The following is a 26,354-nucleotide window of genomic DNA, read 5'->3' as shown; positions in this document are numbered from 1 at the left end:
ATCCGCTCGCACCCTTGGCTTTGGTCGCAACACTGATTGCGCGACGCGGCCGTGGCACGCGGTCGGGTCCTGACACACTGACAGAAACATTCTAGAAGCATTCCAATCCCAAAGAAGCAGCGCGCATGAGCGCATGCGTCGCACGTGCTGTGCACACGTCTGGAGAAATTCTAACGCCGTTCCTATCGCACTCCGAAACCGCCTGAGTTAGGGCGGGCCATCAAGATCGATACCGGCAAAGCCGGCAGTGCGTGGGGCTCAACAGACGTGACCGATTTCCAACCTTCTTCGCGTAAGAACACGCGCCGCCGACAAATCCAGATGCTCTTCCTCGGTGCGGCCAGCACACTCGCTCTCGCCGTGCCCTTCGGCTCTGCCCAAGCCCAGACGCAGATTCCCTCTGTCACCGTCGAAGCGCCGACGCAGCGCACCCGTCCAGCGGCGATTGCGTCGTCGCGACGGGCTGCGGCGGCGCGAACCGCACGCGCCAATCGTCGGGGCCCGGCGCAGCAGGCCGCGCCCACTCAGTCGGCAGCATCGAACGGTGCCACGAGCGAACGCGCCAACGGACCGGTACGCGGTTTCGTCGCGACGCGCAGCGGCACCGCCACCAAGACCGATACGCCCTTGATCGAAACGCCGCAGTCGGTGTCGGTCATCACCACCGACCAGATCAGAAACCAGGGCGCGGTCTCGATCGGCGAGGCCTTGCGCTACACCGCCGGCGTCAGCGGCGACGTCAATGGCGGCTCGGACACCCGCTTCGGCGGCCTCCAGATCCGCGGCTTCGACATGACGATGCCGGGCCTCTTCGTCGACGGCTTGCGGATTCCCTCCAGCAACTACGTGCACTTTAATGGCCTCGAGCCCTATGGGGCCGAGCGTATCGAGGTGCTCAAGGGTCCGTCCTCCGCGATGTATGGCGGCAGCGGCACAGGCGGCGTTCTCAACTACGTGACCAAGCTGCCGACGGCGCAGCAGTTCGGCGAGGTCTCGATCTCGGGTGGCAGCTTCAACCGCTATCAGGGCCAGTTCGACATGGGGGGCGCCGCCAACAAGGAAGGCACGGTGCTGTGGCGCCTGACCGGCGTCGTGCGCGACGGCGAGACCCAGGTCGATTTCAGCAAGGACAATCGCGTCTTCATCGCGCCCGCCGTCACCTTCAAGCCGAACGAGGACACCACCATCACCCTGCTCGCCAACTATCAGCGGGACCGGGCAGGGTGGGGCCTTCAGTTCCTGCCGGCCTCGGGCACGGTTTGGCCGAACAACGGCCGCACCATCCCGGTCTCGTTCTTCGCGGGCGTGCCGGGCTTCGACGCATTCAACACCGAGATCGCAACCGTCGGCTACCAGCTCGCGCACAATTTCACCGACAACGTCACGTTCCGGCAAAATCTGCGCTACGCCTATCAGCACAACGAGGAGAAGGTGTTTTATGGCGGCGGCTATACCAACGAAGCCGCAGGGCAGCTCGCGCGCTATGGCAGCTACAGCAACTCCTACATCAACTCGTTCGCCGTGGACAACCAGCTCCAGGGCAAGTTCACCACCGGCATTCTCAGCCACACCACGCTGGTTGGCGTCGACTATCGCAACACCTCCTTCCGCGACACCGCCTTCAGCGTCACGACCTCGTCCCCCGAGATCAACGTCTTCAACCCGAACTACAGCTACGACTACGCCATTGGCGCCATGTACGACAACACCGGCGTCAAGCAGTCCCAGGTCGGCGTCTATGCGCAGGATCAGATCAAGCTCGGCCGGCTCTCGTTCCAGCTCGGAGGCCGCCAGGATTTCGTGACCACGCAGGTCGATAACGGTATCGCCAATACCACGGCCGCGAAGGACGCCTCGGCCTTCACCGGCCGAGCCGCCGTGATGTACAATTTCGATAGCGGCATCGCGCCCTATTTCAGCTACTCGGAATCGTTCCTGCCGCTGCTCGCGACCGGGTTTGGCGGACAAATGCTCAATCCCGAGACCGGCGTCCAATACGAGGTCGGCGTCAAGTATCAGCCGATCGGCTGGAACGCGCTGTTCACCTTCGCCGCCTTCGACCTGACGCGCGATAACGTCGCTGTGTACGTGCCCGCGGCCACCTTTTACGAACAGATCGGGCAGGTGAAGTCGCGCGGCATCGAGCTCGAAGGCACGATGTCGCTCGCCGATGGCTGGAACCTGCGCGCCGCCTATGCCTATGTCGACGCCATGGTCACGCAGGATCCGGTGAATGTCGGCAAGGCGCCAACTACGGTGCCGCTCAACCGCGCTTCGCTGTGGAGCGACTATACGCTGCAGAACGGGCCGCTCGCCGGCCTGCAGTTCGGCGGCGGCATCCGCTATGTCGGCGCGACCTGGGGCGACGAGGCCAACACGTTCAAGGTGGGATCGTCGACCGTTCTCGACGCGCTGCTGGCCTACAACAGGGACAATTGGCGCCTGGCGCTGAACGTCACCAATCTCGCCGACACCCGCTATGTCGCCTCATGTTACAGCATGTCGGGCTGCTTCTACGCGGAAGGGCGGAAAGCCATCGCCAGGCTGACCTACCGCTGGTGAGCACAACGCGAGGACGGTCCGGCCTTGGAGGCCGGACCTGTTCCTTCCGCCCGATCAGAACGGATAGTGCCGGGGCCCGGTCTGCACGGTGACCCAGCGCAGCTCGGTGAACTCGTCGATGGCGGCCTTGCCACCGAAGCGGCCGTAGCCTGACGCCTTGGTGCCGCCGAACGGCATCTGAGGCTCGTCATGCACGGTCGGGGCGTTGACGTGGCAGATGCCCGCCTCGATCCGCCTGGCAACGCCGAGCGCACGGGCGATGTCGCGGCCGAACACGGCCGAGGAGAGGCCGTACTCGGTGTCATTGGCCACGCGCACGGCCTCGTCCACCCCGCTCACGCGCACCACGGTCACGACCGGACCAAAGCTCTCCTCGCCATAGATCCGCATCGCCGGCGTGACATGATCGACGATGGTGGCGGGCATGATGGTGCCGCTGCCGTGGCCGCCGGCAGCGAGCACGGCGCCCTTGGCGACGGCATCGTCGATCAGGCCCCGGACGCGCTCGCAGGCGGCGTCACTGACCAGCGAGCCGAGCACGACATTGCCCTTGCGTGGATCGCCGAAGGGAAGGCTCCTGGCCTTGGCGGCGAACTTGGCGATGAAGGCGTCCGCCACCTTGTCGTCGACGACGATCCGCTCGGTCGACATGCAGATCTGCCCCTGGTTCATGAAGGCGCCGAACGCTGCCGCATTCACGGCGGCGTCGAGGTCGGCATCGTCGAGGATGACGAGCGGGGCCTTGCCGCCAAGTTCCAGCAGCGCGCGCTTCAGGTGCTTTGCACATGCCAGTGCGATGAGGCGGCCGACGCGGGTCGAGCCGGTGAAGTTGACGCGGCGGATCGCGGGATGGGCGATCAACGCCTCGACCACCGCCTGCGCATCTTCTGGCGCGTTGGTCACGACATTGACGACGCCGTCGCCGAGGCCGGCCTCGGCCAGGCAGCTTCCGATCAGCCGATGCACGCCGGGGCTCATCTCGGACGCCTTCAGGACCACGGTGTTGCCGCAGGCGAGCGGCATCGCGACCGAGCGCACGCCGAGGATCACAGGCGCGTTCCACGGCGCGATGCCGAGCACGACGCCAACCGGCTGGCGAAACGCCATGGCGAGATTGTCGGGCTTGTCGGTCGGAATGACCTCGCCGGATATCTGCGTCGTCATGGCCGCGGCTTCGCGCAACATGCCTTCGGCCAGGTGCACGTTGAATCCGGCCCAGCCCGCGGTGGCGCCGGTTTCGGCGACCATCAGCGCGGTGAATTCCGCGGCCCGGCGTGCGAGGATGTCGGCGGCCGCATTGAGCCGCTTGCGGCGCTCGGACGGGCCAAGCTGCGACCAGGCCGGGAAGGCGGCGGCCGCAGCGTCCGCGGCCCGCATCGCGTCGTCGATCGAGGCCGCCGCCACGATCGTCGCGACGTCGCCGGAGATCGGGTTGTGGCGCTGGAAGGTACGCTGATGGCTGGCCGACTGGTCCTTGCCGCCGATGAGAAGGTCGATCGCGTTCATGATGCACTCCAAAGGTTGCAGGCGGGATTGAGCGATTATGGTGGGGACGGGGCCGCGCGGGCCTTGCCGAGATAGGCGCGCTGGACCTCCGGATCGTTCTTCATCGCACTGGCCGGCCCGCTGCCGGCGTTGCGGCCGGACTCGATCAGGTAGACACGGTCGGCGATGTCGAGGCTCGCCCGCGCATTCTGCTCGACCAGCAACACGCTGAGGCCGCTGCTACGGATCTCCGCCAGTGCACGGAACACTTCGCGGCTGAGCAGGGGCGACAGGCCGAGCGAAGGCTCATCGAGCAGGAGCAGCAGCGGGTTCGACATCAGCGCCCGGCCGATCGCCACCATCTGCTGCTCGCCGCCGCTCATGGTGCGAACGGCCTGGGCCATACGCTCGGCAAGGCGCGGGAACAGTCGCAGGATCCTCGCGAGCCGGTCTGCCTCGCCTGCGCGGGCGCGGGCGGGGTAGGCGCCGAGCTGCAGATTCTCGGCAACCGTCAAATCGCCGAATACGCCGCGGCCTTCGGGCACCAGCGCGATGCCGCGCTCCACGATCAGGTGGGCGGGCAGCTCGCCAATGTGATGTCCCTCGAACCGGATCGTTGCGCCGGGGGCAGGCTTGACCAGCCCGGCGATGCTCTTGAGCAAGGTGGACTTGCCGGCGCCGTTGGCGCCGAGGATCGCGACGATCTCGCCTTGCCCAATAGCGAGCGCAATGTCGGCGAGAGCCTGGTGCTTGCCATAGAAATGGGAGAGGGCGGCGACCTCAAGCATCGTCGCCTCCGAGATAGGCTGCAACGACTTTTGGATCGGACAACACGGCCTCCGGCGCGCCGCGCGCGATCACGCTGCCGGCATTCATGACGATGCAATGGCTGCACAGCGCTCGAATCGCATCCATGACATGCTCGACCATGATGATGGTGAGGCCGCGATCGCGCAATTTCGCGATCAGCGCGATGCCGGTCTCGAGCTCGCTCGGGTTGAGGCCCGCCAGCCATTCGTCGAGCAGCACGAGGCGCGGCTGCAGCGCCAGCGCGCGGGCAAGCTCGAGCCGCTTCTGGTCGATATAGGTCAGCTCGCTCGCGGGCGTTTCCTGCAGCTTGCCGAGCCCGACGAGGTCCAGCAGCTCGCTTGCCGTTGCGCCCGAGCCGTTCGTCGTCGAGAACAGCCGCGCCGCCGCAACGTTTTCGGCCACCGTCAGGTCCGGCATCACGCGCACCAGCTGGAACGTGCGCGCAAGGCCAAGGCGCGCGATCTGGTGCGCGCGCATACCGTTGAGGACGATGCCGCCCAGCCGGATCGTGCCCGAGGAGGGCCGCAGCGCCCCGGACAGCGTATTCAACAGCGTCGTCTTGCCGGATCCGTTCGGGCCGATGATGCCGATGATCTCGCCCGGCGTGACTGTGAAGCTGACACCGTCGACGGCGCGTAGTCCGCTGAACGATTTGCTGACGCCGTCGACCGCGAGCAGCGGTGCATCGCCCGCGCGGGCGGGCGCGGCGGCGGGACCGCCGGCCGGAACACGCCAGCGGCCCGCCCCGAACAGGCCGATCACGCCGTTCGGCAACACCATCACGATGAACACGAAGATGACGCCGAGCACGATGCTGAAATGGTTGGGCAGCGTCGCCGTCAGCACCTCGAACAGCAGGACCAGGGGAATGACGCCCAGCACGGGCCCGAACAGCGAGCCCGCGCCGCCCAGCAGGGCCATGATCACGACCTGGAACGAGATGGTCGGATTGAACGCAATGGCCGGATCGATATAGGTCCAGCGTGGCGCCATCACCGCGCCGGTCACCGCCATGAGGGTCGCGCTCAGAATGAAGACGCCGAGCTTGATCCGCGTGGCATCGATGCCGGAATGGCTCGCCGCGGTCTCGTCGGCGCCGATGGCGCGCAGGGCCAGCCCGTAGCGCGAGCGCCCGAGCATCCACCCCACCAGGAAGACGATCGTGGTCAAACCGAGGAGCTGCCAGTAGAGAACGTCCTGCGTCACCGCACTGAAGAGATAGCGGCCGACCGACTTGTGGATGTTGACCTCGTACCAGATCACGAGCTGCCGGATCAGCTCGGCCAGGCCGAAGGAGAAGATCACGAAATAGATTCCGGACAGCCGCAGCGTCGAAAGCCCGGTGATTGCGGCGGTGAGTGCGCCCACGCCGGCTGCGGCCAGCAGCACGACCGGCCAAGGCATGGTCTCGCCGAGCACCGCAGCCGTGTAAGCGCCGAGCCCGAAGAACGCGACCGTTGCAAGCGAGATGTAGCGCGTCGGGCCCGAGAACATCGCCCACGCGGTCGCCAGGATCGTGAAATAGAGCACGCTGATGCCGAGCGCGAGATAATAGCCGTTGGCATAGAGCGGATAGGTGACGAGGCATGCGGCGAGGGCGAGGCCGGCGCACCACAGCAGAATGCGGACGGGCCCCGTCATGACGCCGCCCTGCCGAACAGGCCGGTGGGCTTGATCACGAGCACGCCGAGAAACAGTGCGTAGGTCGCAGCCAGCGTCAGACCGGGATCGACCAGCCGCGCCACCGCGGTCTCGACCACACCAAGCAGCAGCCCGGCGACCAGCGCGCCGATGACGTTGCCGACACCGCCCATGATGACGACGACCAGCGCCTTCATCGTGAAGACCACGCCCATCGCGGCATTGAAGGTGAGGAACATGCTGATCAGCACACCGCCGACGGCGACGAGGCCGCCGCCGAAGGCAAACGCCAGCCCCGACAGGGCCGCGACGTCGATGCCGACGAGACGCGCGGCGTTGGCATCGACGGCGATGGCGCGTACCGCAGTGCCGATCCGGGTGCGGGTGAGGGCGAGATAGACGGCGCCGCCGACCAGCGCCGCGAACAGCAGCGCGACGAGCCGATTGACGGCAAGCGTCGAGCCCATGATCGTCAGCGGAATGGAGAGATAGCTGTAGCTGTAGTACTGGCCGCCAAAGGCGACCAGCATGGCGCCCTGGATCACGAACAGAACGCCGAAGGTGACGAGGATGCTGTCGATCTCCTGTGCGCCCCGGTCCTTGCCGCGCCGCATCAGCCGTTCCAGCAGGAAGCGATATAGCAGCCAGTTCAGCACCATCGCGACCGGGACCGCCAGCAGCAGCGCCGCGAGCGGGCTCAGCCCAAGGCCGCCGTAGAGCGAGAACGCGCCGAAGGCGGCCGCGACCAGCGACTCTCCATAGGAGAGGTTCATGATCCGCGCCACGCCATATTGCAGCGTCAGCCCGAGCGCGATCAGCGCGTACATGCCGCCGAGCACGAGGCCCGGCAGGATGATGTCGACGAGCAACATGAAGCGGCGTCCCCTTGAGCGGACGGCAGGCAGGCCTCGCCGACGCAAGGCCTGCCAACCAGCCTTACTGCCACTGCGGCTTGGGCACGACCGCGGCGCGCGCGCCCGTCAGCGAGGTTGGCGCGAGGGCGTAGAACTCGCCGTTCTGCCACTGTCCGACGCTCCAGACCTCCTGCAGCAGCCCGTCCTTCAGCTTGACCTTGCCAATGATGGTCTCGAATGTGCCCGCACGGATTTCCGCCGCGACAGCGGTGCGATCCAGCTTGCCGACCTTTTCGATCGCCTGCTGGAGCACCTGCAGGCTCGCATAGGTGATCGAGCTCGCCCAGCGATCGGGCTCCTTGCCGGTCGTGGCCTTGTGGCGCGCCAGATACTCCTTCAGCTGCGGAGACTCGGCATTCCAACCGCCGATGCCCATCACGCCGTCGCTGTTGGCGGCAAACTTGCCCTTGTAGAGCGGGAACGCGGTGCCGACGCCGACATAGAAAACCTTCGGGTTGAACTTCAACAGCTGCGCCTGCTCGGTCAGCGCGATCGTATCCGGCGGATAGCTGAAGGCGACGAACGCATCCGGGTTCGACGCGATCGCATCCTTCAACAGAGGCTGGAGATCCTGCGTGCCCATCGGATAGGTCTTGTCATAGCCGAGCTTGAAGCCGTGCTTCTTGAAGGCCTCGCGGCCCGCGGCGGACAGCTCGATGCCGAACTGGTCGGCGATGCTGACCATCGCGATGTTCGCCCCGATCTTGCCTTCGCTCTTCAGCTTGCCGAGCAGATCGGCGAGCCCCTCGGATATCTGGGCCGACGTCCCGAGCCAGAACGTCGCGTTCGACCAGCGCTTGGCAAGCTCCGGCGCCTTGTCGGTCACTGACGTGACCGCGAGGTGAGGGTAGCCCAGACGGTTCAGAGTCGGGCCGACCGCGAGATTGAGGCCCGTGCCCCACGGCGAAAGAATGAAATCGACCTTGTCCTGGTTGGCGAGGCGCTCGATCGCCTTGACGGCTTCTTCCGAGCTGCTGCGGTCGTCATATTCGACCACCTCGATCGGCAGCGTCTTATCGCCGAGCTTGATGCCGCCGGCGGCATTCACGTCCTTCACCCACAGCTCATAGTTGGGCAGGGTGGTGATGCCGGCGCCGCCGGCATAAGGACCGGTCTTGGAAATGGCGTAGCCGATCCGGATCTTCTCCTGCGCATCGGCCGAGGACGTCCCCAGCGTTCCGGCCAGAGCCGCAAGGCCAACGACGCGCAGCAACGTTCGACGGTTCGCTGAAAACATATCGTGTCTCCCTCCTGTTGCACTCAAGCGATGGTCGGCATCGCAGTGAGTGGTCGTTTCCTCTTGATCCCAACTTTCTCTAGGGCGGCATCATTGAGCCGGCCGCCACCGGGACTTGACCTAGCAAGCATCCCAAGCTTTGCTCGCACAATGGACAAATCCGGTGAAAGATTGGACGGTTCTGGTCTCGGTGGCCAAGTGCGTCGAGGCGTCGCGGGCCCAGATCCGGCACCGGCAACCGCCCCGAGTGGGGCTGTGCCTGTGGGCGCCGAGCTGATCGCGGCGCACTACGTCGCGCGGCGATGGACGCTGACCTCGAAAGCGGCCCGTCCGTTCATTCATCTGCTCTGCCTTCCCGGCGGCGGGACCGCTGAGATCGGTCAGGCCGGCAGGACCATGCGGACGGTCGGATCCGCGCTGGTCTGGCTCCCGGCGGGATCCGCCGACTATCTGGAGGTGTCGGCAGGCACGACGGCGCAGCTGCTGCAATTGCGCGCCGGTATCTGGCATCGCTATCTCCCGCCGTCGGCGGAGGCGGCCTATCTCGCGCTCGAGGGCGCAGGCGGCATCCTGGCGTTGCAGGTCGAGGCCGATCTCGCGGCCACGTTCGCGCGTTCGATCGCGGCGATCGCCGCCGAGATCGCCTCGCCCGCACGCAGTAGTGCAGCGTCGATCATGTCGGCGGAGCTGACGCTGTGCGTGCTGCGATTCTGGCGCCTGTTCGCTGGCGATGGGAACCGCAACGAGGAGAGCAGCAGCACCGAGATCCTGAGCCGGTTCCGCAGGCTGCTCGAGGAGCGCTATCAACAGCACTTGCGCGTCAGCGATTACGCCAGGCTACTCGGCACCACGCCGGATCGCCTGCACGCGCTGTGCAGCCGCGAGCTGAAGCGCTCGCCGAGCGAGCTGATTCAGCAGCGCCTCGTCAGGGAAGCGGCGACGCGGCTGGAGGCTGGAACCATCGCCGTCAAGCAGATCGCATTTGCGCTGGGCTTCACGGACACCGCCTATTTCAGCCGCTTTTTCCGCAAGCACACCGGCGAGGCACCGGGCGTATGGCGTCGGCGCGTTGCGGCACGCGCGAGAGCGGGGCGATCGAGACCGACGCTGAATTTTGCCGATTGGCCGTAACGCACGCGGCTGCGTCGACACCCGATCACGCATGGACGCTTTGTCGCGCAGCTTATTGGCCAGTCTCGATAAATTCTAATGTCGGACCTCTCGCACTGCAACTGTCCCTGCGTTAGGCCGAAGGCCCACCGGCTGAACTGCCGGCGGCGAGTCCAATCGAAAAGCGGTCCGGCAAATGAGGGGCCGGGCCCAGTGGGAATGAGATCTGAGCGATGAGAGCGATATTCGGCAAACTGCATCGCTGGGCGGGACTGCTGACGGCCGCCTTCCTGTTCTTCTCCGGCATCACCGGCGCGATCATCTCTTGGGATCACGAGCTCGACGACGTCCTGAACAGCCATCTGTTCGATGTCTCGACGAAGGGCCCGGCCATTCCCTCGCTCGAGCTTGCCAAGATGATCGAGCAGCGCGATCCCCGCGCGCGCGTCGTCTACCTCTTCATGACGCCGGAGCAGGGCCACTCGCTGTGGTTCTTCGTCATGCCGCGAATCGACCCCGCGACCGGCAAGCGTTACCCGCTCGACTACAACCAGGTCTTTCTTGATCCCAACACCGGTGCGGAGCTCGGCCGGCGCTATTGGGGCGCGGTCTGGCCCGTCACGCGGGAAAACTTCGTCTCGTTTCTGTACAAGCTGCACTACACGATGCACATCCCGGAATTCTGGGGCAGCGACCGCTGGGGCATGCGCGTGCTCGGCATCATCGCCATCATCTGGACCATCGATTGCTTCGTCGGGTTCTATCTGACGCTGCCCTCGCGCCGGCGCGCCAAGGCCGCGCGGGCGCCTGAGGTCACGCGCCAGCTCGAGCGCGGCTTCTGGGCGCGCTGGGCGCCGGCCTGGACCATCAAGACCTCGGGCAGCGCCTACCGGATCAATTTCGACATCCACCGCGCATTCAGCCTGTGGACGTGGGGCGTACTGTTCATCATCGCCTTCACCGCGTTTTCGCTGAACCTCTACTTCGAGGTGTTCTCGCCGCTGATGAAGATGGTGTCGAACTACACCCCGACACCCTATGAGCAGCGGCCCTATCGCGATCTCGATAATCCGATCGAGCCCAAGATGACCTTCGCCGAGATTGCTGCCCGCGCGGCCGCCGACGGCAAGGCGCGAGGCTGGACCACCCCGGTCGGCGCGCTCAGCTACGGCCCGGCCCATGGCGTCTACGCCGCCGCGTTCTTCCATCCCGGCGACGATCACGGTGCCGGCGGCGTCGGCCCGGCGCAGCTCTATTACGACAGCGAGGACGGCCGCCCCATTGGCGAGCGGCTGCCCTGGGTCGGCACCGCCGCCGACATCTTCGTGCAGGCGCAGTTTCCGCTGCATTCGGGGCGCATCGTCGGACTGTTCGGGCGTATCCTGATCTCGGTGATGGGCCTCGTGGTCGCCGCGCTCTCTGTCACCGGCGTCGTGATCTGGTGGCGCAAGCGCCGCGCCCGCGTTCGCGTGCGGGAGACGGCGGCCGTGCGGCTGAACCGGGAGCAACTGACGCCGGCAGAGTAGGGCACCCGCGTTCCGCCAATGGATGAACCTTGGCACGCGGCCTCGGCACAAAGATGGGAGATCGCTTTCCAGTCTTCCGGAATTGCAATGAGATTGCTTGCCTTGCTCTGCGTGCTCGTCCTGGCCGCGCCCGCCGGGGCGGCCGCGCCCGAGCAGCATTATCTCGACCTGCGTGACCGCTACATCGCAAAATTCTCGAATGCCAAGGAGAGCGACGAGATCTATAAGCAGCACGATGCGGCCCTGAAGGAGCTGGCCGGCGTGCTGCGCGGTCTGATCGGTCCGGTCGCGATCAAGGGAGTCCCGGCCGAGGGCAAGTCGAATGTCGATACGCTGTTCAAGGACGACATCGGCTTCGGCCATCTCGACGGGCTGAGCTTCGCATCCGAAGGCGACAAGATGCAGGCCGTGGTGACCACGACCGGGCTGCTCAAGCACTGGCTTGGCGAGCATCGCGAGGACGGCATGCCTCAGGACAGTGGCGCCGCGTTGAAATCCGACCGCTTCTATTATTACGCCATCCAAGACGCCGCCTTCGCGATCTACGCGGAGCTGCCGATCACCAAACCGGCAAGGGCGAGCGTCGCAGCCGCTGTGCTCGGCGTGCGCGGCAATGGCGGCCTCAAGGGCCCGCCGGACGAAATCGATGTCGTCGCGATCCAGGGCGACAAGGTCTATTTCCTCGCGGCAAGGGAGGCCGTGAAGACCGCCCCGATCGCGACCTGCGAGAAGGTCTGGAAGCAGAGGATGGCCAAGCCCATCGACAAGAAAGACCCGCGCGGCGAGATGGCCCGCGAGGACAAGGCAATGACCGCCTTCACGGCGTGCTTCGCCAAGGAAGCCCCGAGCCAGAGCTGGTATGCGGCCGCCGTCAAGAAGGCGCAGAGCCAGCTGGACCGGCTGCCGCTTCCCTAGGAATGCCAGCTCGATATTCTCCGCCGTGATCCTCCGGCTGTGAACCACCGGCTTTGAACCACGCCTTAGACGGCGCAGGCGAGGCGGCGCCGCGCCGTCGGCAAACGGAAGACATGAGGTTTTTGAATAGGTTAGGCCAATGCGGTCGTCCTGATCGTCATATTCGGCGGATGCAATCCCCGCGAGCTTCCACTTGCGGGTTGGGCGAGTTACTATGGCCTTTTGCGATACTTGCTGCATCCGGTCTGGCACCCGCTGGAGACCGTTCTTGCGGTTCGTCAACGAGTTGGCTGCGATTGACGATGATTACGCAGACCCGCGACCCCAGAGGCGAACGTCATCGATTGACGGTGCTGTTCTCCGACCTTGTCGGATCAACCGCCCTGGGCCGGGATGTCGAGTCCGAGCACCTTTCCGAACTCCTCAGCCAGTTGCGGCAGATCTGGCATCGCGCGGTGGCGAAGCACGGTGGTCGCATCATCCGAACGCAGGGAGACGGTGCGCTCGCCATTTTCGGCTATCCCCAATCCGGCGAAGATGACGGTCGTCGTGCTGCGGAAGCAGCACTCGATATTCACGAATGGGTCGGAGAGCTGCGCCACGATGGCGTATCGCCGGCGCTGATGCCGCTTCGAATGCATTCGGGTATCCATGCCGGCACCGTGCTCCTGACCCAAGGCGACATCGAGTCCGGCCGGTATGACCTGATCGGCGATGTCGTGAACACGGCAGCGCACCTGTCGCGCCACGCCGGTCCGGATCAGATCCTGGCCAGCCTCGATGCCCTTGGGCCGCATGCCAACTTCTTCGAGCTCGCCGCCCACCTCCCGGCGGCTTCGGGAATGCCGCAGGCGAGGCTGGTGTTGGGTCGAAGCACGGCGACCCGACGCTTCGAAGCAACCTCGCGCCGCGGCCTGACACCCTTCATCGGCCGCAACGAGATATTCGGCTTCCTGACACGCTTTCTGAGCGAAGCACCTGCGCAGGCGCAACGCTGCGCGGTGGTCGTCGGCGGGCCCGGACTCGGCAAGACGCGCCTTCTGGAAGAGGTGCTGGGGCACGTCGGCACCGAGCGCATCAGGCTGCTGCGAGGCAGTTGCGAGAGTTACGTCGGTGCCGAGGTTCTGCAACCATTCCTGCAAATGCTGCGCGCTGCGCTGGGAATTCGAGCGGACGCCTCCCTCGTCGAGGCAAAGGAGACGGCGCGCGCGGCTCTGGAGCCATGGGCGGCCCAGCTCGGTCCGAATGCAGAATCGATCCTGGCACTGGCGTCGGCCGGCGCCGATGCGCGTGGCGGCCGCATCACCGTCGATGGCGTCGTCGGCGATCTGCTCGGGTTCTTCACCGGACTGTCGGCACATGGCCCGCTGGTGCTGGTGATCGACGACTGGCAATGGTCTGATGACGCGAGCCGCCAATTGCTGCAGGCTTTGCTGGAATTGCCCAACGGACCTCGCGTCATCCTCGCCAGCCGGCCGCGCGAGGACGGCACCGAATGGATTTCCGGCGCGCCGCACCTGTTTCTCGAACCGTTTCAGGGGCCGGAAACCGACTTTGCCGTACGACGTTGGGTCCCGCAGGCCGATCCCTTCCTCGTAGCCCGCATCCATGCCTATGCGGGCGGGGTGCCGTTGTTCATCGAAGAGCTCTGCCATTCCATCGCCGCCAACGATCCGGCCTCGTTCGAAGCGCGCAGCAAACAGGGCTGGATCGCAACCCTGGTCGCTTCGCGCCTGGCACGCCTGCCGCCCGATGAGGCGAAGGTGGTGCGCGCCGCGGCCGTTATCGGCAACACCGTGCCGCACGGGTTGCTGGTTTCGGCCTGCGGCAGCGAACCCGACCCGGCCATCGTGCGGGCATTGGCGGATGCGGACTTTCTCTTTGCGGATCCAGCGGGCGGCGTCCTTCGCTTCAAGCACGGCATCACGCGCGATGCGGTCTACGACACCATTGGCCTGCACGAGCGTCAGGCATTGCACAAGCGGATCGAAGACACCCTGCTGGCGCGGTCCGAGCAGGCTGATCGCGAGGATGCGATGGAAGCTCTGGCCTACCATTCGCAAGGCGCAGGTCATTGGGAAAGCGCAGCCCATTATGCTGAACGTGCCGGCGACAAGGCCATGGCTGCATTTGCGCTCGATCGTGCCAGTGCGCAGTACCAGGTCGCGATGCAGGCGCTGGATCGCGTGCCCGATCGCTCGCGCGAACAATCGCTGCGCTGGTGCCTGCTGGCCAACAAGCTGGGTATGGCCAACATCTTCGACCCGCTGTCGCTGACCGACGATACCTCCGTGTTCGAACGCGCGGTCGCGATCGCGTCCTCCCTCGGCGAGACCGCCGCGATGGCCAGCGCCTATGAATGGCTCGGCTACATGTGTTACGGGTTCGGCCGCTTCCGGGAGGCCGTGACGCACACGCGGACGGCACTGGAATTGGCACGCAAGCTCGAAGATCGTCGCCTGATCGCCCAGATCGAAGCTACGCTCGGGCAGATTCTGGCTGCAAGCTGTCAGTACGACGAAGCGATCGCCTTGATCGACGCTGCCATTTCGACCAAGCAGCAACGCAGCCGGCGTCATGGTGCGATATCCTTCGGGGCGGCCTATGCGCTGTCGTGCAAGGGCGGTGTCTTGGCGGATCGCGGCGATTTCGAGGGCGCCCACGCCTGTTTCAGTGAAGCCATGGCTCTGGTCGAAGGCTCGACTCACCCAGTCGTCAATTCCGTCCGCAACTGGATTGCGGTCGCACTGATCTGGCAGGGCCGCTGGCAGGAGGCGGAGCAGCTCGCCGTGGAAGGGGCGCGCATCGCCGAGAACACGCGCAGCCTGCTGCTTCTGGCGGATTGCCGCGCCGCCTCCGGATTTGCCCGCTGGTCGGCGACCGGCGACGCCGACGGCTTGCTGCAGTTGCGGAATGCCGCGGAATGGATGGAGCGGCGCAATTTTCACTTCTACACGTCGGTTCAGTACAGCTGGCTCGTCGAGGCGGCGACCGCCGAAGGCGATGTCGAGACGGCGCGGCGGTATGCCGCCCATGTCCTGCGCCGTGCGCGCGAAGGCGAGCGACTGGGCGAGGCGGCGGCATGCCGCTCGCTGGCGAAGCTCGCAGCGCTGCGCCAGGATCGCGGCCTGAGCGAGCGCTGGTTGCGACGGGCTGAAACCTCCGCAGGCTGGCGCGGTTCGCTGCGCGATGCGGCTCTGAACCTCTCCCTGCGCGGCGAGCTTCTCGCAGGGCAGGGCCGGGGCGAGGCGGCCCGCCAGACCATGATGGAAGCCGCCGAGAAGCTGCGCGCGCTCGGCATGCACTGGCATGCGGAGGAGACGATCAGGCTCGTCATTGGCATACCCGTCGGCTACGCCAACGATCAGCTCGCTCGGCATTGTGCCGTCTAACCCCTGCGCACCTTTCCTTACACGGCTCTAGGGTGGAGATGGGCTCGGCGCGGGAACTCTTCCGTCCATCGTCAGGCTCATTGGAATGGGGCCGGTCCGCAAGGGCAGCTCCGTCTCCACCAGTGCGCTGAAGAAACCCAGCATCACCGCCAGTGCCGGGTCTGCTCCGGGACATGAATGCGTCGGATGCCCCGCGACCCTGCGGTTGCCGCCGAAGGCGTGATAGATGTCCTGGCGACCTTCGGCGAGACTTTGCTGGGTGGCGGAGACTGCGCCGGCGACGATGACGTCGCCAGGCCTCACCTCGACCCCTCCGATGCTTTGCGAAACGACGGCTGTCCGCCAGATCAATTCTGGCACCGCGCGAAGTTGCATCGCGGGGATGAAGTCGTCTCTTAGCCGGTTGAGGGCGTCCATGTAGTTCTTTGCCTTCGTGCCGGCATAGCGAGCGCGCAACGCCCATAGCGTTCCTTCGCGCAGCCATTCGTTCAGTATCCGCCGCAGGTTGCCGTCGACGGTCGGAATGAATCCCATCATGGCGCCGGCGACCGTGCGCGCCACGAACGGAATGTCGCCGTTGCCCCGCGGCGAGTTATAGACCGCCTTGGTCACTGGCCCGTTTGTCGGCCCGAACTGCGTCAGGAAACCTTCCATCGCACGGCGCGCAGCGTCGCCATGTGCCGCGCCGATCGCCTCCACTGTCGCGTTCGGGTGCGGCTGGAAGATGTAGCGCGAAGGCGACAGGAAATGCCCGGGATAGCCGGGCGGCTCGCCCGGCGTCCAATCCCAGCGATAGCCGACGCGGCGGAAATGACCCCCGTCCTCGCTCAACCCGAACCACGCTTCGCAGAAGGCGGCGAGCAGCGGATCCACCAATTCGTGCACGTCGACGGTCAGCTCCCAGCTCACTTCGCCGTCGCTGGCGGCATAGTCGATCGTCTGCTTGACCATGAAGCCCAGCACCTTCTGTGTGACCGCGCGCGCCAGCTCGAATGCGGCGGGTTGGTCAAGGGCCATGATCGCGGCGTTGCAGGCCTCGGATTCCTGCTCGTAGACCTGGTCTGGCTGCCCGGCGTCGCGGCCAAGATAGAGGATGCCGAACGACCGCAGCATGCGGGGAAGATAGCCGGTGATGGTCAGCTTGGTGTCGGAATCGGCGAACACCTTGTAGACCATGTCGCGGTCGGCCACCAAGACCCCGAAGGGCGTGCGAAGCGCGCCGCCGTGGCGCTCGCGGATCGCAGCCCAGACCGAGGCGTTGACGAAATGCGAGGCTGAATCCGGATCTTCGAGCGCTGTCTTCCACGCGGCCATCGCCGCGGCTTCGCCCTGCTGGCGCTCGATCAGGCGCAGACGCGCGATCTCCTTTTCCCCCTGATCCGCGGACCACGTCACGGCCGGTTTGTACCCCTGGCTCGCCGCCCATTGCTTTAGATCGGCAAGCGCCTTCTTCGATGGCGCAAAGAAATATGCTCCCCATTCCAGCCGAACGAACGGACGAGGTTCGTCGTGGAGCCGGTCCGAGCCGTCCAGCGCCACGCGAATGGTCTGGCCTTCATGCTCGAAACGGAAATGCCGGAGCCGGCCAGGCTCGGCGAGGCCGAGGAAAGGATCGCTGACCCCCGAGGACGAACCCGCGCTGTTGCCGCCAGAGAGCCAGCTCTGCACCACCTCGAACTGCTCGCCGAGGCTGGCATTGTAGGCCATGAAAACCAGGCCCCGCTCTGCTTGCTGGCCGGATTTGGCGGCTTGCGGGTCGACGGGCGGCCCGTAGGACATGCCGCGCCTGACGATCCGTGGGGGCCGGGCGCCGGCATCCGCCTTGGTGATCGACACGCGCGGATTGGCGCGCCGTATGTGCGCGTGAAACGGGCACGATTGGGCCTGCGGGTCGGCGTCGTAGTTGAAGTCGTTGTGGCCTTTGTCAGGGGGCGGAGTAGGGGTCAGGGGTTGCCCGGCCTGGGGATGGCCGGTCGGCCAGCGTCCCATCATCTTGGCCATCAGCGTCTCGCGCGTCAGGGCAGGTGCGTCCGGTCCGGCCATCTCGGCTGCCTGTCGCGTCGCGCGGGCAAGCACATCCTCGAGCTGCTCGACGTCCTGTCGCAGCTTGCGCAGCGCCATGAAGCTGCCGTCGCGGAGCATCGCGTGAGCACGATTGGTCGCGTTGCCGAACGGCGCCGCCTCGTCGGCGATGTTCGGATAGCCGCACAAGATTTCGCCGAGATGCACCCGATTGGAATAGTACGTGCCGGCCTCGCACTCACGCAGCACCGGGTTCGAACTGCCGTCGGCGAACCCGAAATGGTCCTGCATGTCGCGGGATCTCTTGTCGCGCTGCCGCTGCATCCATTGGATCGAAAGGGGCCTGATACCCGCATCGACCTCGACCAGGCGCTTCATTTCGGCCATCAACGCATGTCTCGCATCCGCCGTCGTCTGCGCGTCCTTGGGTAGCAACAGGCGGAGCTGGAGGACGGCATGGACCGAGCTCATGCTGATGCGCGGCGCCGGGTCGCCTTCGGGCAGGTCCGGCGCATCGGTCCCGAGCGCCCAATTGCTGGCGGGAAGGCGCCATCGCTGCGGATGATTCCAGCGCACGTCGCCGAGCAGGCCGGCGCGTCTTTCCATGCCCTGCACGAACTCTTCCGGCAGAGTGCGCACCTCTTCGTCGGACAGGCCGGCCTGACGCAGTCCCTCGACCGTGAATGCGATGTTGGTGACGATCTGCCCCGGCGTCAGAACGTCGGCTTCGGAAGTCACCTGCAAGACGCCAAGAAACGCGGCCAGTGCGGCCGGATTGGCGAATTGCAGCAGCAGCAGGCAGCCGTAGTCGGAATCGGGGTAGGCGGTGATGATCCCGCCTTGCACGTTACCGCGATCCTGCAACGGCAGTTCGGCCGGCGGGGCGAGGGGCAGGTTGCGCCGTACCGGCGCCACATCGGGCGGGGTCATCAACCAGCGCAGGGCCTCATCATAGCGCCGGCGAGCGCGCTTGACGCCTTCCGCGTAGGTCGGGTCGTTGATCATGGTGACGAATTCGGGCAGCAGCTCGTGGCCGGCCCGATGCAGAAGCACCCCGTCATGCGTCCCCGGCGGATAGAAGTCGGCCAGACGGTAGAGTCCCGCCAGTGCGCGGATGCCGTGGCGAAACGGAGGCCGGGCGGCGGCTTCGATGCTGAGCGGTTTGCTGAAGCCGGCATTGGTCGGATCGACGCCGACCTGGCCGTCGACCTCGAATATCGAGTGTCGCGCGATCTCTTCCGGCGAGGGAATCCTGATCCGCGTGACGATCTTGTCGGCGCCGGCGCCAGAGGCGCGCCGATAGACCCGCTCCTCCATCCGCAGGAAGCGCGTGTCATCCACGGTCAGGTCGGGGGTGGCATAGAGGAAATAGGCTTCGGTCTGCTTGCTCTTGAGCCAGATACCCCAGTTTTCGTACGTGTTCTCGTATCCGAGCACATAACCATCGGTATTGCAGAAGATGAGGTCGAGCAGCCGGGCGGCCTTCTGCCAGATGACGCGGACATAGGCTTCCCAGGAGCCGTCGAACGTGGCGGTCAGCAGCACATAGTCCACGCCGTCCACGGATTCGTCCTCGGGTTCGAGCACGGCGATGCCCACCGAGTGGATCCGCCCGACGCGGTCAACGGAATCGGTCAGCACGCGGGCGAGCTCGTATTCATACGCGTTGGCGCGTCCGCCATTCAGCGCCCGCAGCACGTATTTGACGCGGGTCTTGTACGTGGTCGCATCCAGGGACGGCACGAATCCCTTCTTGATCGGAGCCATCACCCTGAAATCGGACGTGCCGGCCATGCTGCCGGTCTTGATGGTCAAATCACGACGCATGTTTTTGGCTCCCCTGCTGCGAGCGTCTCTTCGCTGCGCGCTCCCAAAATGTGAAAATTACGGCTTCACTTCCTCAAACGTGCAATCTGGCTCGCAATGTTTCCAATGCGCTCATGGACTTAATGCAGGCATTTCGGTCGCGAAGTTGGTCGTTGCGGCAGCTCGAGCCAGAGCGGATCAACTCTGCGGCTGCGGCTCTCCAGCTTTTATGAACTGGCCCACAATTCCGAACTTTCTTCGCGGTCGCAAACCGGGAAGTCGCCGGAAGGAAACGAGCGTCGTCGTTGGGTATTATGCCAATAATTCGACCGACTTGCCGGCCGCGTCGATCACGTGCACGCGGTCGATATCGACACGCCGCAACAGCGATCGAATCTGGCCGTCCGGCATCAGGCTGAACGCCGTCGACAAGGCGTCCGCTGCAGTCGCGCTGCGGGAAACAGTGGTCACGCTGCGATAGCGGTGGGCGCAGCCGCCCGATCGGGGATCGAACAAATGGTTGAAGCGCGCCCCGGAATCGAACTGGCATCCGTAACCGCCTGAGGTGGAGACGGCGCGGTCGACGATCGGCAGCACCGTTTTGGTGTGGCCCGCGCTGTCCGGATCGGCGATACCGACGTCAAAGGGGCTTCCGTCCGGACGCGAGCCGATCGCCCGGGCCTCGCCCATGTCGACCAGGCTGTGCGAGATGCCGTGCGCGCGCAGCAGGTCGACCACCTTGTCCGTAACGTAGCCCTGCGCGATCCCGTTCAGGGTGACGGCCATGCCCTTGGGCATCACGATCCGGTCGCGGCTGACCGACAGCCGGCTGCTGTCGACGCGCGCCAGCGCAGCCTCGATCTCGGCTGGGCGAGGGCCGGCCGGATCGGCGTCAGCTCGCGCGAAATGGCGGGCATAGAGCTCCCACAGCGGCTGCACCGTGACGTCGAACAAACCGCCCGTCAGCGTGGCGTAGCGCTGCGAGGTTGAAAGCAGATCGACCATTTCGGCGGCCGGATCAACCAGGACACCCGTCCGGTTCAGCGCGACCAGGGCGGAATCGTCGAGATAGAGACTGAACAGCCGTTCGAGCCGGCGCGCCTCGGCGCAGGCCAGCGCGATCAGCCGCTCGGCCCGGCGGCGGTCTTCGTCGTGAATCTCCAGCGCTGCGACCGCGCCGAGCATCGTGCCGCGCCAGGTGACCGGCGCGGCCTCGGCACAAACGGGACGTCCGACGGACAGCGCGCCGAGCCCCGCGGCAGCGGCGCTGATCCGGATGAAGCGTCGGCGGGACAGCATTGGCGTCATGGCGTCCTCCTCGCTCCGTCACCCGGCGCCCCTTCGGACGCTTCGTCCGGCGCCGCGCCGCCGGCATTCGCGGAAGCGAGGACGTAGTCCCGCGGCACCTCGTCGAAGCCGACGATCCTGCCGCCGTTCTCACTTGCGAATCTCTCGGCGGCGGCCCGGTCCGAGAACGGCACGGCCTCGTCGCCGCCCATGCCGCTCTTGACTCGGCTCTCGATCACGAACAGCGCCTTGCGCGCCTCGATCCAATTGTCGGCGCTAGGCTTGTCCCAGTCGGGCGCCTTGCCCATGTCGGACACGTAGATCGCCAAAATGTCTTTGGGCTCATCCGGCAGCATGGTGAAGGCGATCGCATCGCGCACCGACGAGAACCAGACGGGCTGGATCAAGCTCGCGGCGAAGATGTGACCCTTGGGTCCGGGATGCTCGAGCACGTTCATGCCGCAGTAGTGGCCGATGTCCTCCGCGGTCATCCGATGCGGCGGCGGGATATTGGCAGCCTGCTTGTCGTTGCAGCCCGCGAGCGCGAGCGGCAGCAGCAGGGCGAGCAGCAGCGTTCGGCGCCTCATAGCTCCCTCCGCGAGAAGGCGAGCGCGGCCAGGCCCAGCGGCAGCAGCGTCCAGCCGAGCAGGGAGGTCAGCAGGACCGGCACCGTCAGCGACGTGGTTTGGGCGAGGCCGGCCATGCCGGCGAACGTGCTGACATTGGCGAAGCCGGTCAGATTGATCAGCCGGTAGGCGTCGGTCGGGTTCGCCAGCAGCATGACGTTGAGCGCGGCCGCAGAGATGCTGCGACCCTGGTCGAGCGCAAGTACGCCCAGCAGCGCCATGTCGTAGATGAGCACCAGCAGCAGCCACAATCCGATGCAAATGCCGGCAGCCGTTCCGCGATCACGCACGAGCGCGCTGACCAGATAGCCGATCGCCACAAACGCAGCTCCGAGCAGCACCGAGGAGCCGATCATGGCCACGAAGGCCACGAGACTGTCGCCATCGATACGGCCGCCCGTCGCCGCCAGCGCCGCCACGGCAAGTCCGTAGCCAAGGCAGGTCGCGAAGGCGAGAACGGCGAGATGGCCCAGGAACTTGCCGAACAGCACCTGCGACCTCGCCACCGGGTAGCTGAGCAACAACAGCATCGTCCCCCGCTCCATCTCGCCGACGATGGCGTCGTGGGACATCAGCAGCGCGATCAGCGGAACGAGAAAGATGGTCAGGCTCGACAGGCTGACGATGACAACGTCGAGCGTGCGCACGCCGACATTGCCGGTCGGCGCGCTGCCGAGAAACGTCAGCGACAGGGCAAGCCCGGCCAGCAGCAGCGTTGCCGCAAGCACCCAGCGATTGCGGATCGCCTGATGGATCTCCTTGGCTGCGATGATCAGGATATTCATGAGGCCTGCTCCGATCGTCGGAGAAAGTGAGCATAGAGCTCGTCGAGGCTCGGCGGGACCACGTCGACGTCCTCGACCGAATTGCCGGAGGCGGTGGCGCGATGCAGCAGCTCGATCTTCCGCTCCGGTGCGGCGTCGATCTCGACGAGGTGGCCGTTCAAGCGGCGGCAGGTCGTGTCGGTCGGCGCCCAGGCCGGCATCTCGTGCGGGGCCAGCCCGGAAACCTTGAGACGGATCCGGGTCGGCAGCCGGGCGAGGCGGCGCAGCTCGTCGATGGTGCCGTCCGCGACCTTGAGACCGCGGTTCATGATGATGACCCGCCCGGCGCGCTCCTCGAGCTCGGTGAGCGCGTGCGACGACAGCAGCACGGTCGCGCCCTCGGCTGCGAGCCGCGCGATGACATCGTAGAAGGTCTGGCGCAGTTCCGGATCAAGGCCGGTGGTCGGCTCGTCCAGCAGCAGCACGCGCGGTCGACCCAGCAGCGCCTGCGCGAGCCCGAGCCGCTGGCGCATGCCCTTCGAATAGGTGCCGACCCGCCGGCAGCTGGCGGCGCCCAGGCCGACGACATCGAGCAGCTCCATAGCCCTTGCGACCGGCTCCCGCTTCAGCCGTGCGTAGAAAGCCTGCATCTCGCGGCCGGTGAGGGCGGCGTCGAAGGAGACATTTTCAGGCAGATAGCCGAGCTGCTGACGTCCGGCGAACTCGCCAGCCGCGGGATTGTCCCCGAGAACCTCGATGGAGCCGCTGGTCGGCCGGATCAGCCCGAGCATGAGCTTCATGAGCGTGGTCTTGCCGGCGCCGTTGTGGCCGATCAGCGCCACGAGCTCGCCGTCGCCGAGCTCGAATGAGGCGCCGCGGACGGCTTTGACGCTGCCGTAGTCTTTGGTGACGTCGCAGAGGCGCACCGTCTTCATCGTCGCGCCTCCTCGGCGACGCGACGCCCGGGCGGAGATATCAGGGGATGACTGTCGACGACGCCGCCAGGCAGCAGCGCGGGAAATTGCGCCTGCGCCCAGCGGATCACCTGCACTGCGGGGCTGTTGATCAGGACCTTCGCGGCCGGCGCGGTCCACAGCACGCGATCGACGAGGTCGTTCGGCCGATACGCCGTATCGGCGATACCATCTCCGTTCAGGTCGAAAGCCGGATTGTCGCTCCAGTAATTGCCGCGCCCGCCGATCGACCAGTCGAGATGCCGGGTGCCGACATATTTCACCTGGTTGGCGTTGCTGACGAAGGAGTTGCCCGTGATCTCGTTGCCTTCGGAGCCGGCCGTGAAGTGCACGCCGATCGCGCAGCGCTCGAACCAGTTGTTGCGGAACTTGTTGTGGTTGGTGTTGTAGATGAACACGCACTTTTCCGGGCCGGTCTTGAGAGAGCTCTCCCGCTTCTGCTGCGGGAGCATGCCTCGCTCCTCGGCCGGCCCGTCCTCCGGCTTCTGCATCGTCGGGTTCAGCTGGCCGCCGGTGACCCGGTTGCCTTCGATCACGGCGTAGTTTGCGTAGTTGAAGAGAAGTCCATAGTCGCGATCGCGATCGGAGCTGTTGCCGCGGATCACCAGACGGTTCGAGTACATGATGGCGTAACCGACGTGGTTGCCGATCGACACGTTGCCGCTGACTTCGCTGTCGTTGGTGTACATGTAGTGGACCGCGAAGCGAACCTGCTCGAAGCGGTTGTCGATGAAGCGGTCCTTGCTGCTGGAGATCGAGAAGATGCCGTCGCGGCCATAGCGGAACGTATTGTTAGCGATGGTGACATCGGGCGCGTTCCACAGCGAGACTCCATTGCCGGCCTCGCTGAGACGCCCGCCGCGCAGTCCCTCGATCTCGTTGCGCGCCACCCGCGAGCCCCTGGCGCCATGCACATAGACACCGAACAGGTTTTCCACCAGCCGGTTGTCCTCGATCCTCGCGCGCTCGGCCGTCTTCTGCAGGAAGATCCCGGAATTCATCGCCTGCAAGTCGCGGCCGGACCCGCGAATGGTCAAGCCGCGAATGGTCACATCGGCCGCGCTGACGGTAATGACGTTGCCGGAACCATCGCCATCGAGCACAGCGTCCCGACTCCCGACCAGCTGCAAGGAGCGGTCGATCCGGATCGGACCATGATATTCGCCCGGCGCAAGCTCGACGACGTCGCCGGCGCGCGCATGATCCAGCACGACTTGCAGCGGCTGGCCGGGCGCAGCCGTCAAGGTCTTCGCTTCGGCGAAGCCCGACAATCCGGCGGCGGCCAGCGCCGCCGGAAACATGCGTAACAGAAGTCGCACGAAGTCACTCCGATCAGACCGATTTCGGTTCGACGAACATCCTGCCCTTCATCTCCATATGCATGGCGTGGCAGAACCAGGAGCAATAATACCAGTAGACGCCTGGCTTGTCGGCCGTGAAGGTCACCGACGCGGTGGCCATGGGCCCGATCTCCATGTTGATGCCGTAGTTGACGATGCAGAACCCGTGCGTCAGGTCTTCGACCGCGTCGATGTTGGTGACGAAGACGGTCACTTCGTCACCTTGCTTGACCTGGAACTGATCGAGTCCGTAGGCCGGCGCGGTCGAAGTCATATAGACCCGCACCTTGTTGCCGTCGCGGATCACCTTGGAATCCGCCTCGAGGTTGATGCCGTCGGCCTTGGCCTGCTTGACCGCATCCGCAAAGATCGGATCCGCGCGGTCATAGATCGAGACGGGGTTGATCTTGGAGCGGTGGACGATGGTCGCGTCATGCGGCTCGGCGAAGCTCGGGCCGTCATGCACGAGCTTCATCTGATCGCCCGAGATGTCGATCAGCTGATCGTTCTCCGGCTTGAGCGGGCCGACGTTCAGGAAGCGGTCCTTCGAGAACTTGTTCAGCGAGATGAGCCATTTTCCATCCGCCTCCTTGGTCTGGCCCATCGAGGTGTGGTTGTGGCCCGGCTGATAGTGCACGTCGAGCTTCTGGAGGATGGGGTTGACCTTCTCGCCCTTGAACGCGCGCTTGGCGAGGTCGATGTTCCACTTGCAGACCTGGCTGTCGAGGAAAAGGGTGGTGTAGGCGTTGCCCTTGCCGTCATAGGCCGTGTGCAGCGGGCCAAGGCCAAGCTCCGGTTCTGCAACGACAACGTCGCGCGGCTTGATCTTGTCATCGAACAGGTCGTCGAATTTGCGGACGTCCATCACAGTCACGGTGGGCGAGAGCTTTCCGGCCGCCACGATGTGGATGCCGTCCGGAGCGGTGTTCATGCCATGCGGATTGTTCGAGACCGGAACGTAGCGGGTGTAGGCCGAACCCTTGCGGCCGTCGATCACGGGCACGCCGTTCATCTCCTTGAAGTCGCCCTTCTTCACGGCCTCTTCGATCCGCTTGATGTTGAAGATGACGACCCAGTCCTGTTCGCTGGCGGTCATTTCCGCGAGAGTGACGCCTTCCTCACCGTTGTAGCAGGTCGCAAAGCAGTACTTGCCCTGGTAATCGGCATCGACATTGTCGAGGTTGCCGCTGACGATCACCTGCCAGGCTACCTTCATCGTGTCGCCGTCGATCGCACTGAAGATCGAGCGATACTGCTTGGGATCGTCCAGGATCTTGCCGTCATTGGGCAGCGGCACGCCATCCTCGCCGTTGGCGAAGACATAGCCCGTGCGCGGATATTTCTGCAGGCGGAGGCCGTGAACGGTGTGCTGGTTCGGCAGTTCGATGATCTTGTCGCACTTCATGATGTCGAGCCGCACCCGCGCGACGCGGCTATTGGCCTTGTCGTTCATGAAGGCATAGCGACCGTCATAGGTGCCGTCCGTGAACGAAATGTGCGGGTGGTGGAGGTCGCCGTTCAGGTAGGTGCCGCCGCGGTTCTTCAGGAACTCGCGGGTCGCAGGTTGCATCCCCTCGGTCAGAACCTTGATGCTTTCGTTGGTCTGCCCCCAGCCGGTCGCGCTGCAGCGATTAAAAACCGGAACGCGCATCAATTCGCGCATCGAGGGAAGGCCGACGACCCGCATCTCTCCGGACTGGCCGCTGGAGAAGAACACGTAATATTCGTCGAGCTCGCCGGGCGCGACCTCGGCCTTGTGAACGGCCGGCCGGGCTGCCGGTGCTTTCGGCGCGGCATTCTTGGTCTGCGCGTCCGCAGGCGCGACGAATCCGCCGTCCTTCAGCATCACTCCGCCGGCAAGGCCCACGCCCGCTGCGGCCGCCGTCGTTCCGAGCACGGTTCGTCGGCTGACGCCCTTGGTTTGTTCGTTTTCACTCATGATT

17 protein-coding genes are annotated in these 26,354 nt (G+C 65.4%); 5 read left to right on the top strand and 12 right to left on the bottom strand.

Features of this window, described 5'->3' with window-relative positions:
- The first annotated feature begins 321 nt into the window (after positions 1–321).
- A complete protein-coding gene (locus ACTEK7_RS03080; protein ID WP_225147963.1) occupies positions 322–2,562 on the top strand; it encodes a TonB-dependent siderophore receptor in 2,241 nt (746 codons plus the stop codon).
- Positions 2,563–2,616: 54 nt separating this feature from the next.
- Here ACTEK7_RS03080 and ACTEK7_RS03075 read toward each other — a convergent pair whose 3' ends face one another.
- The 5 genes from ACTEK7_RS03075 to ACTEK7_RS03055 form a co-directional block, all read right to left on the bottom strand.
- A complete protein-coding gene (locus ACTEK7_RS03075) occupies positions 2,617–4,068 on the bottom strand; it encodes an aldehyde dehydrogenase (RefSeq protein ID WP_225112878.1) in 1,452 nt (483 codons plus the stop codon).
- Positions 4,069–4,103: 35 nt separating this feature from the next.
- Positions 4,104–4,835 carry an ABC transporter ATP-binding protein gene (locus ACTEK7_RS03070; protein WP_036028046.1) on the bottom strand — a complete coding sequence of 244 codons (732 nt, stop codon included), beginning with the start codon at positions 4,833–4,835 and terminating at the stop codon, positions 4,104–4,106.
- Positions 4,828–6,498: a branched-chain amino acid ABC transporter ATP-binding protein/permease gene (locus ACTEK7_RS03065; RefSeq protein ID WP_225147964.1), complete on the bottom strand. Its 1,671-nt coding sequence runs from the start codon at positions 6,496–6,498 to the stop codon at positions 4,828–4,830. Before ACTEK7_RS03065 ends, ACTEK7_RS03070 begins: the two co-directional genes overlap by 8 nt.
- Positions 6,495–7,370 (bottom strand): branched-chain amino acid ABC transporter permease, encoded by an 876-nt coding sequence (locus tag ACTEK7_RS03060; protein ID WP_109143775.1) that lies wholly within the window; start codon positions 7,368–7,370, stop codon positions 6,495–6,497. The genes ACTEK7_RS03065 and ACTEK7_RS03060 overlap by 4 nt, the downstream gene beginning before the upstream one ends.
- A gap of 64 nt (positions 7,371–7,434) precedes the next feature.
- Entirely contained in the window at positions 7,435–8,649 is a 1,215-nt protein-coding gene (locus ACTEK7_RS03055; RefSeq protein ID WP_225112880.1) for an amino acid ABC transporter substrate-binding protein, read from the bottom strand.
- Between the two features lie 255 nt (positions 8,650–8,904).
- On the opposite strand from ACTEK7_RS03055, the gene ACTEK7_RS03050 reads away from it, so the two are divergent.
- From ACTEK7_RS03050 to ACTEK7_RS03035, 4 genes are all read left to right on the top strand, one after another.
- Positions 8,905–9,780, top strand: coding sequence for a helix-turn-helix domain-containing protein (locus ACTEK7_RS03050; protein WP_225112881.1), 876 nt, complete (start codon positions 8,905–8,907; stop codon positions 9,778–9,780).
- A gap of 212 nt (positions 9,781–9,992) precedes the next feature.
- The gene (gene fsrB, locus ACTEK7_RS03045) at positions 9,993–11,285 is read left to right on the top strand and encodes a siderophore utilization protein FsrB (protein ID WP_036039542.1); all 1,293 of its coding nucleotides are present in this window, start codon (positions 9,993–9,995) and stop codon (positions 11,283–11,285) included.
- 87 nt (positions 11,286–11,372) lie between these two features.
- Positions 11,373–12,200, top strand: a complete 828-nt coding sequence (locus ACTEK7_RS03040) for a hypothetical protein (RefSeq protein ID WP_225112882.1) — start codon at positions 11,373–11,375, stop codon at positions 12,198–12,200.
- 302 nt (positions 12,201–12,502) lie between these two features.
- A complete protein-coding gene (locus ACTEK7_RS03035) occupies positions 12,503–15,592 on the top strand; it encodes an ATP-binding protein (RefSeq protein ID WP_225112883.1) in 3,090 nt (1,029 codons plus the stop codon).
- 27 nt (positions 15,593–15,619) lie between these two features.
- Here ACTEK7_RS03035 and ACTEK7_RS03030 read toward each other — a convergent pair whose 3' ends face one another.
- The 7 genes from ACTEK7_RS03030 to nosZ all read right to left on the bottom strand — a co-directional run bounded on the left by ACTEK7_RS03030 (position 15,620) and on the right by nosZ (position 26,350).
- Positions 15,620–19,441 (bottom strand): Dyp-type peroxidase, encoded by a 3,822-nt coding sequence (locus ACTEK7_RS03030; RefSeq protein WP_225147965.1) that lies wholly within the window; start codon positions 19,439–19,441, stop codon positions 15,620–15,622.
- A gap of 291 nt (positions 19,442–19,732) precedes the next feature.
- On the bottom strand, positions 19,733–20,728 hold the full coding sequence (locus ACTEK7_RS03025; protein ID WP_225147966.1) for an FAD:protein FMN transferase: 996 nt from the start codon (positions 20,726–20,728) through the stop codon (positions 19,733–19,735).
- Positions 20,725–21,294: a nitrous oxide reductase accessory protein NosL gene (locus ACTEK7_RS03020; protein ID WP_036039555.1), complete on the bottom strand. Its 570-nt coding sequence runs from the start codon at positions 21,292–21,294 to the stop codon at positions 20,725–20,727. Before ACTEK7_RS03020 ends, ACTEK7_RS03025 begins: the two co-directional genes overlap by 4 nt.
- Complete coding sequence (locus ACTEK7_RS03015) at positions 21,291–22,118, bottom strand: ABC transporter permease subunit (RefSeq protein WP_225140876.1); 828 nt, start codon at positions 22,116–22,118, stop codon at positions 21,291–21,293. Before ACTEK7_RS03015 ends, ACTEK7_RS03020 begins: the two co-directional genes overlap by 4 nt.
- Complete coding sequence (locus ACTEK7_RS03010; protein ID WP_225147967.1) at positions 22,115–23,032, bottom strand: ABC transporter ATP-binding protein; 918 nt, start codon at positions 23,030–23,032, stop codon at positions 22,115–22,117. Before ACTEK7_RS03010 ends, ACTEK7_RS03015 begins: the two co-directional genes overlap by 4 nt.
- Positions 23,029–24,390, bottom strand: a complete 1,362-nt coding sequence (locus tag ACTEK7_RS03005; RefSeq protein WP_225137294.1) for a nitrous oxide reductase family maturation protein NosD — start codon at positions 24,388–24,390, stop codon at positions 23,029–23,031. Before ACTEK7_RS03005 ends, ACTEK7_RS03010 begins: the two co-directional genes overlap by 4 nt.
- Positions 24,391–24,403: 13 nt before the next feature.
- Positions 24,404–26,350, bottom strand: a complete 1,947-nt coding sequence (nosZ, locus tag ACTEK7_RS03000) for a TAT-dependent nitrous-oxide reductase (RefSeq protein WP_225147968.1) — start codon at positions 26,348–26,350, stop codon at positions 24,404–24,406.
- Between the last annotated feature and the right edge of the window lie 4 nt (positions 26,351–26,354).

The sequence above is a fragment of the Bradyrhizobium sp. JHI2711 genome (genome assembly GCF_056156565.1).
The sequence above is the reverse complement of the archived record's forward strand: the minus strand, read 5'-3'. Positions and strand labels throughout refer to the sequence as shown.

What these genes read in the sequence shown, in the direction of transcription:
- ACTEK7_RS03020 (WP_036039555.1), bottom strand. Translation starts at nt 21,294, where the DNA reads ATGAGGCGCCGAACGCTGCTGCTCGCCCTGCTGCTGCCGCTCGCGCTC.
- ACTEK7_RS03010 (WP_225147967.1), bottom strand. Translation starts at nt 23,032, where the DNA reads ATGAAGACGGTGCGCCTCTGCGACGTCACCAAAGACTACGGCAGCGTC.
- ACTEK7_RS03080 (WP_225147963.1), top strand. Translation starts at nt 322, where the DNA reads ATGCTCTTCCTCGGTGCGGCCAGCACACTCGCTCTCGCCGTGCCCTTC.
- ACTEK7_RS03035 (WP_225112883.1), top strand. Translation starts at nt 12,503, where the DNA reads ATGATTACGCAGACCCGCGACCCCAGAGGCGAACGTCATCGATTGACG.
- ACTEK7_RS03055 (WP_225112880.1), bottom strand. Translation starts at nt 8,649, where the DNA reads ATGTTTTCAGCGAACCGTCGAACGTTGCTGCGCGTCGTTGGCCTTGCG.
- ACTEK7_RS03065 (WP_225147964.1), bottom strand. Translation starts at nt 6,498, where the DNA reads ATGACGGGGCCCGTCCGCATTCTGCTGTGGTGCGCCGGCCTCGCCCTC.
- nosZ (WP_225147968.1), bottom strand. Translation starts at nt 26,350, where the DNA reads ATGAGTGAAAACGAACAAACCAAGGGCGTCAGCCGACGAACCGTGCTC.
- ACTEK7_RS03075 (WP_225112878.1), bottom strand. Translation starts at nt 4,068, where the DNA reads ATGAACGCGATCGACCTTCTCATCGGCGGCAAGGACCAGTCGGCCAGC.
- fsrB (WP_036039542.1), top strand. Translation starts at nt 9,993, where the DNA reads ATGAGAGCGATATTCGGCAAACTGCATCGCTGGGCGGGACTGCTGACG.
- ACTEK7_RS03025 (WP_225147966.1), bottom strand. Translation starts at nt 20,728, where the DNA reads ATGACGCCAATGCTGTCCCGCCGACGCTTCATCCGGATCAGCGCCGCT.
- ACTEK7_RS03040 (WP_225112882.1), top strand. Translation starts at nt 11,373, where the DNA reads ATGAGATTGCTTGCCTTGCTCTGCGTGCTCGTCCTGGCCGCGCCCGCC.
- ACTEK7_RS03060 (WP_109143775.1), bottom strand. Translation starts at nt 7,370, where the DNA reads ATGTTGCTCGTCGACATCATCCTGCCGGGCCTCGTGCTCGGCGGCATG.
- ACTEK7_RS03015 (WP_225140876.1), bottom strand. Translation starts at nt 22,118, where the DNA reads ATGAATATCCTGATCATCGCAGCCAAGGAGATCCATCAGGCGATCCGC.
- ACTEK7_RS03070 (WP_036028046.1), bottom strand. Translation starts at nt 4,835, where the DNA reads ATGCTTGAGGTCGCCGCCCTCTCCCATTTCTATGGCAAGCACCAGGCT.
- ACTEK7_RS03030 (WP_225147965.1), bottom strand. Translation starts at nt 19,441, where the DNA reads ATGCGTCGTGATTTGACCATCAAGACCGGCAGCATGGCCGGCACGTCC.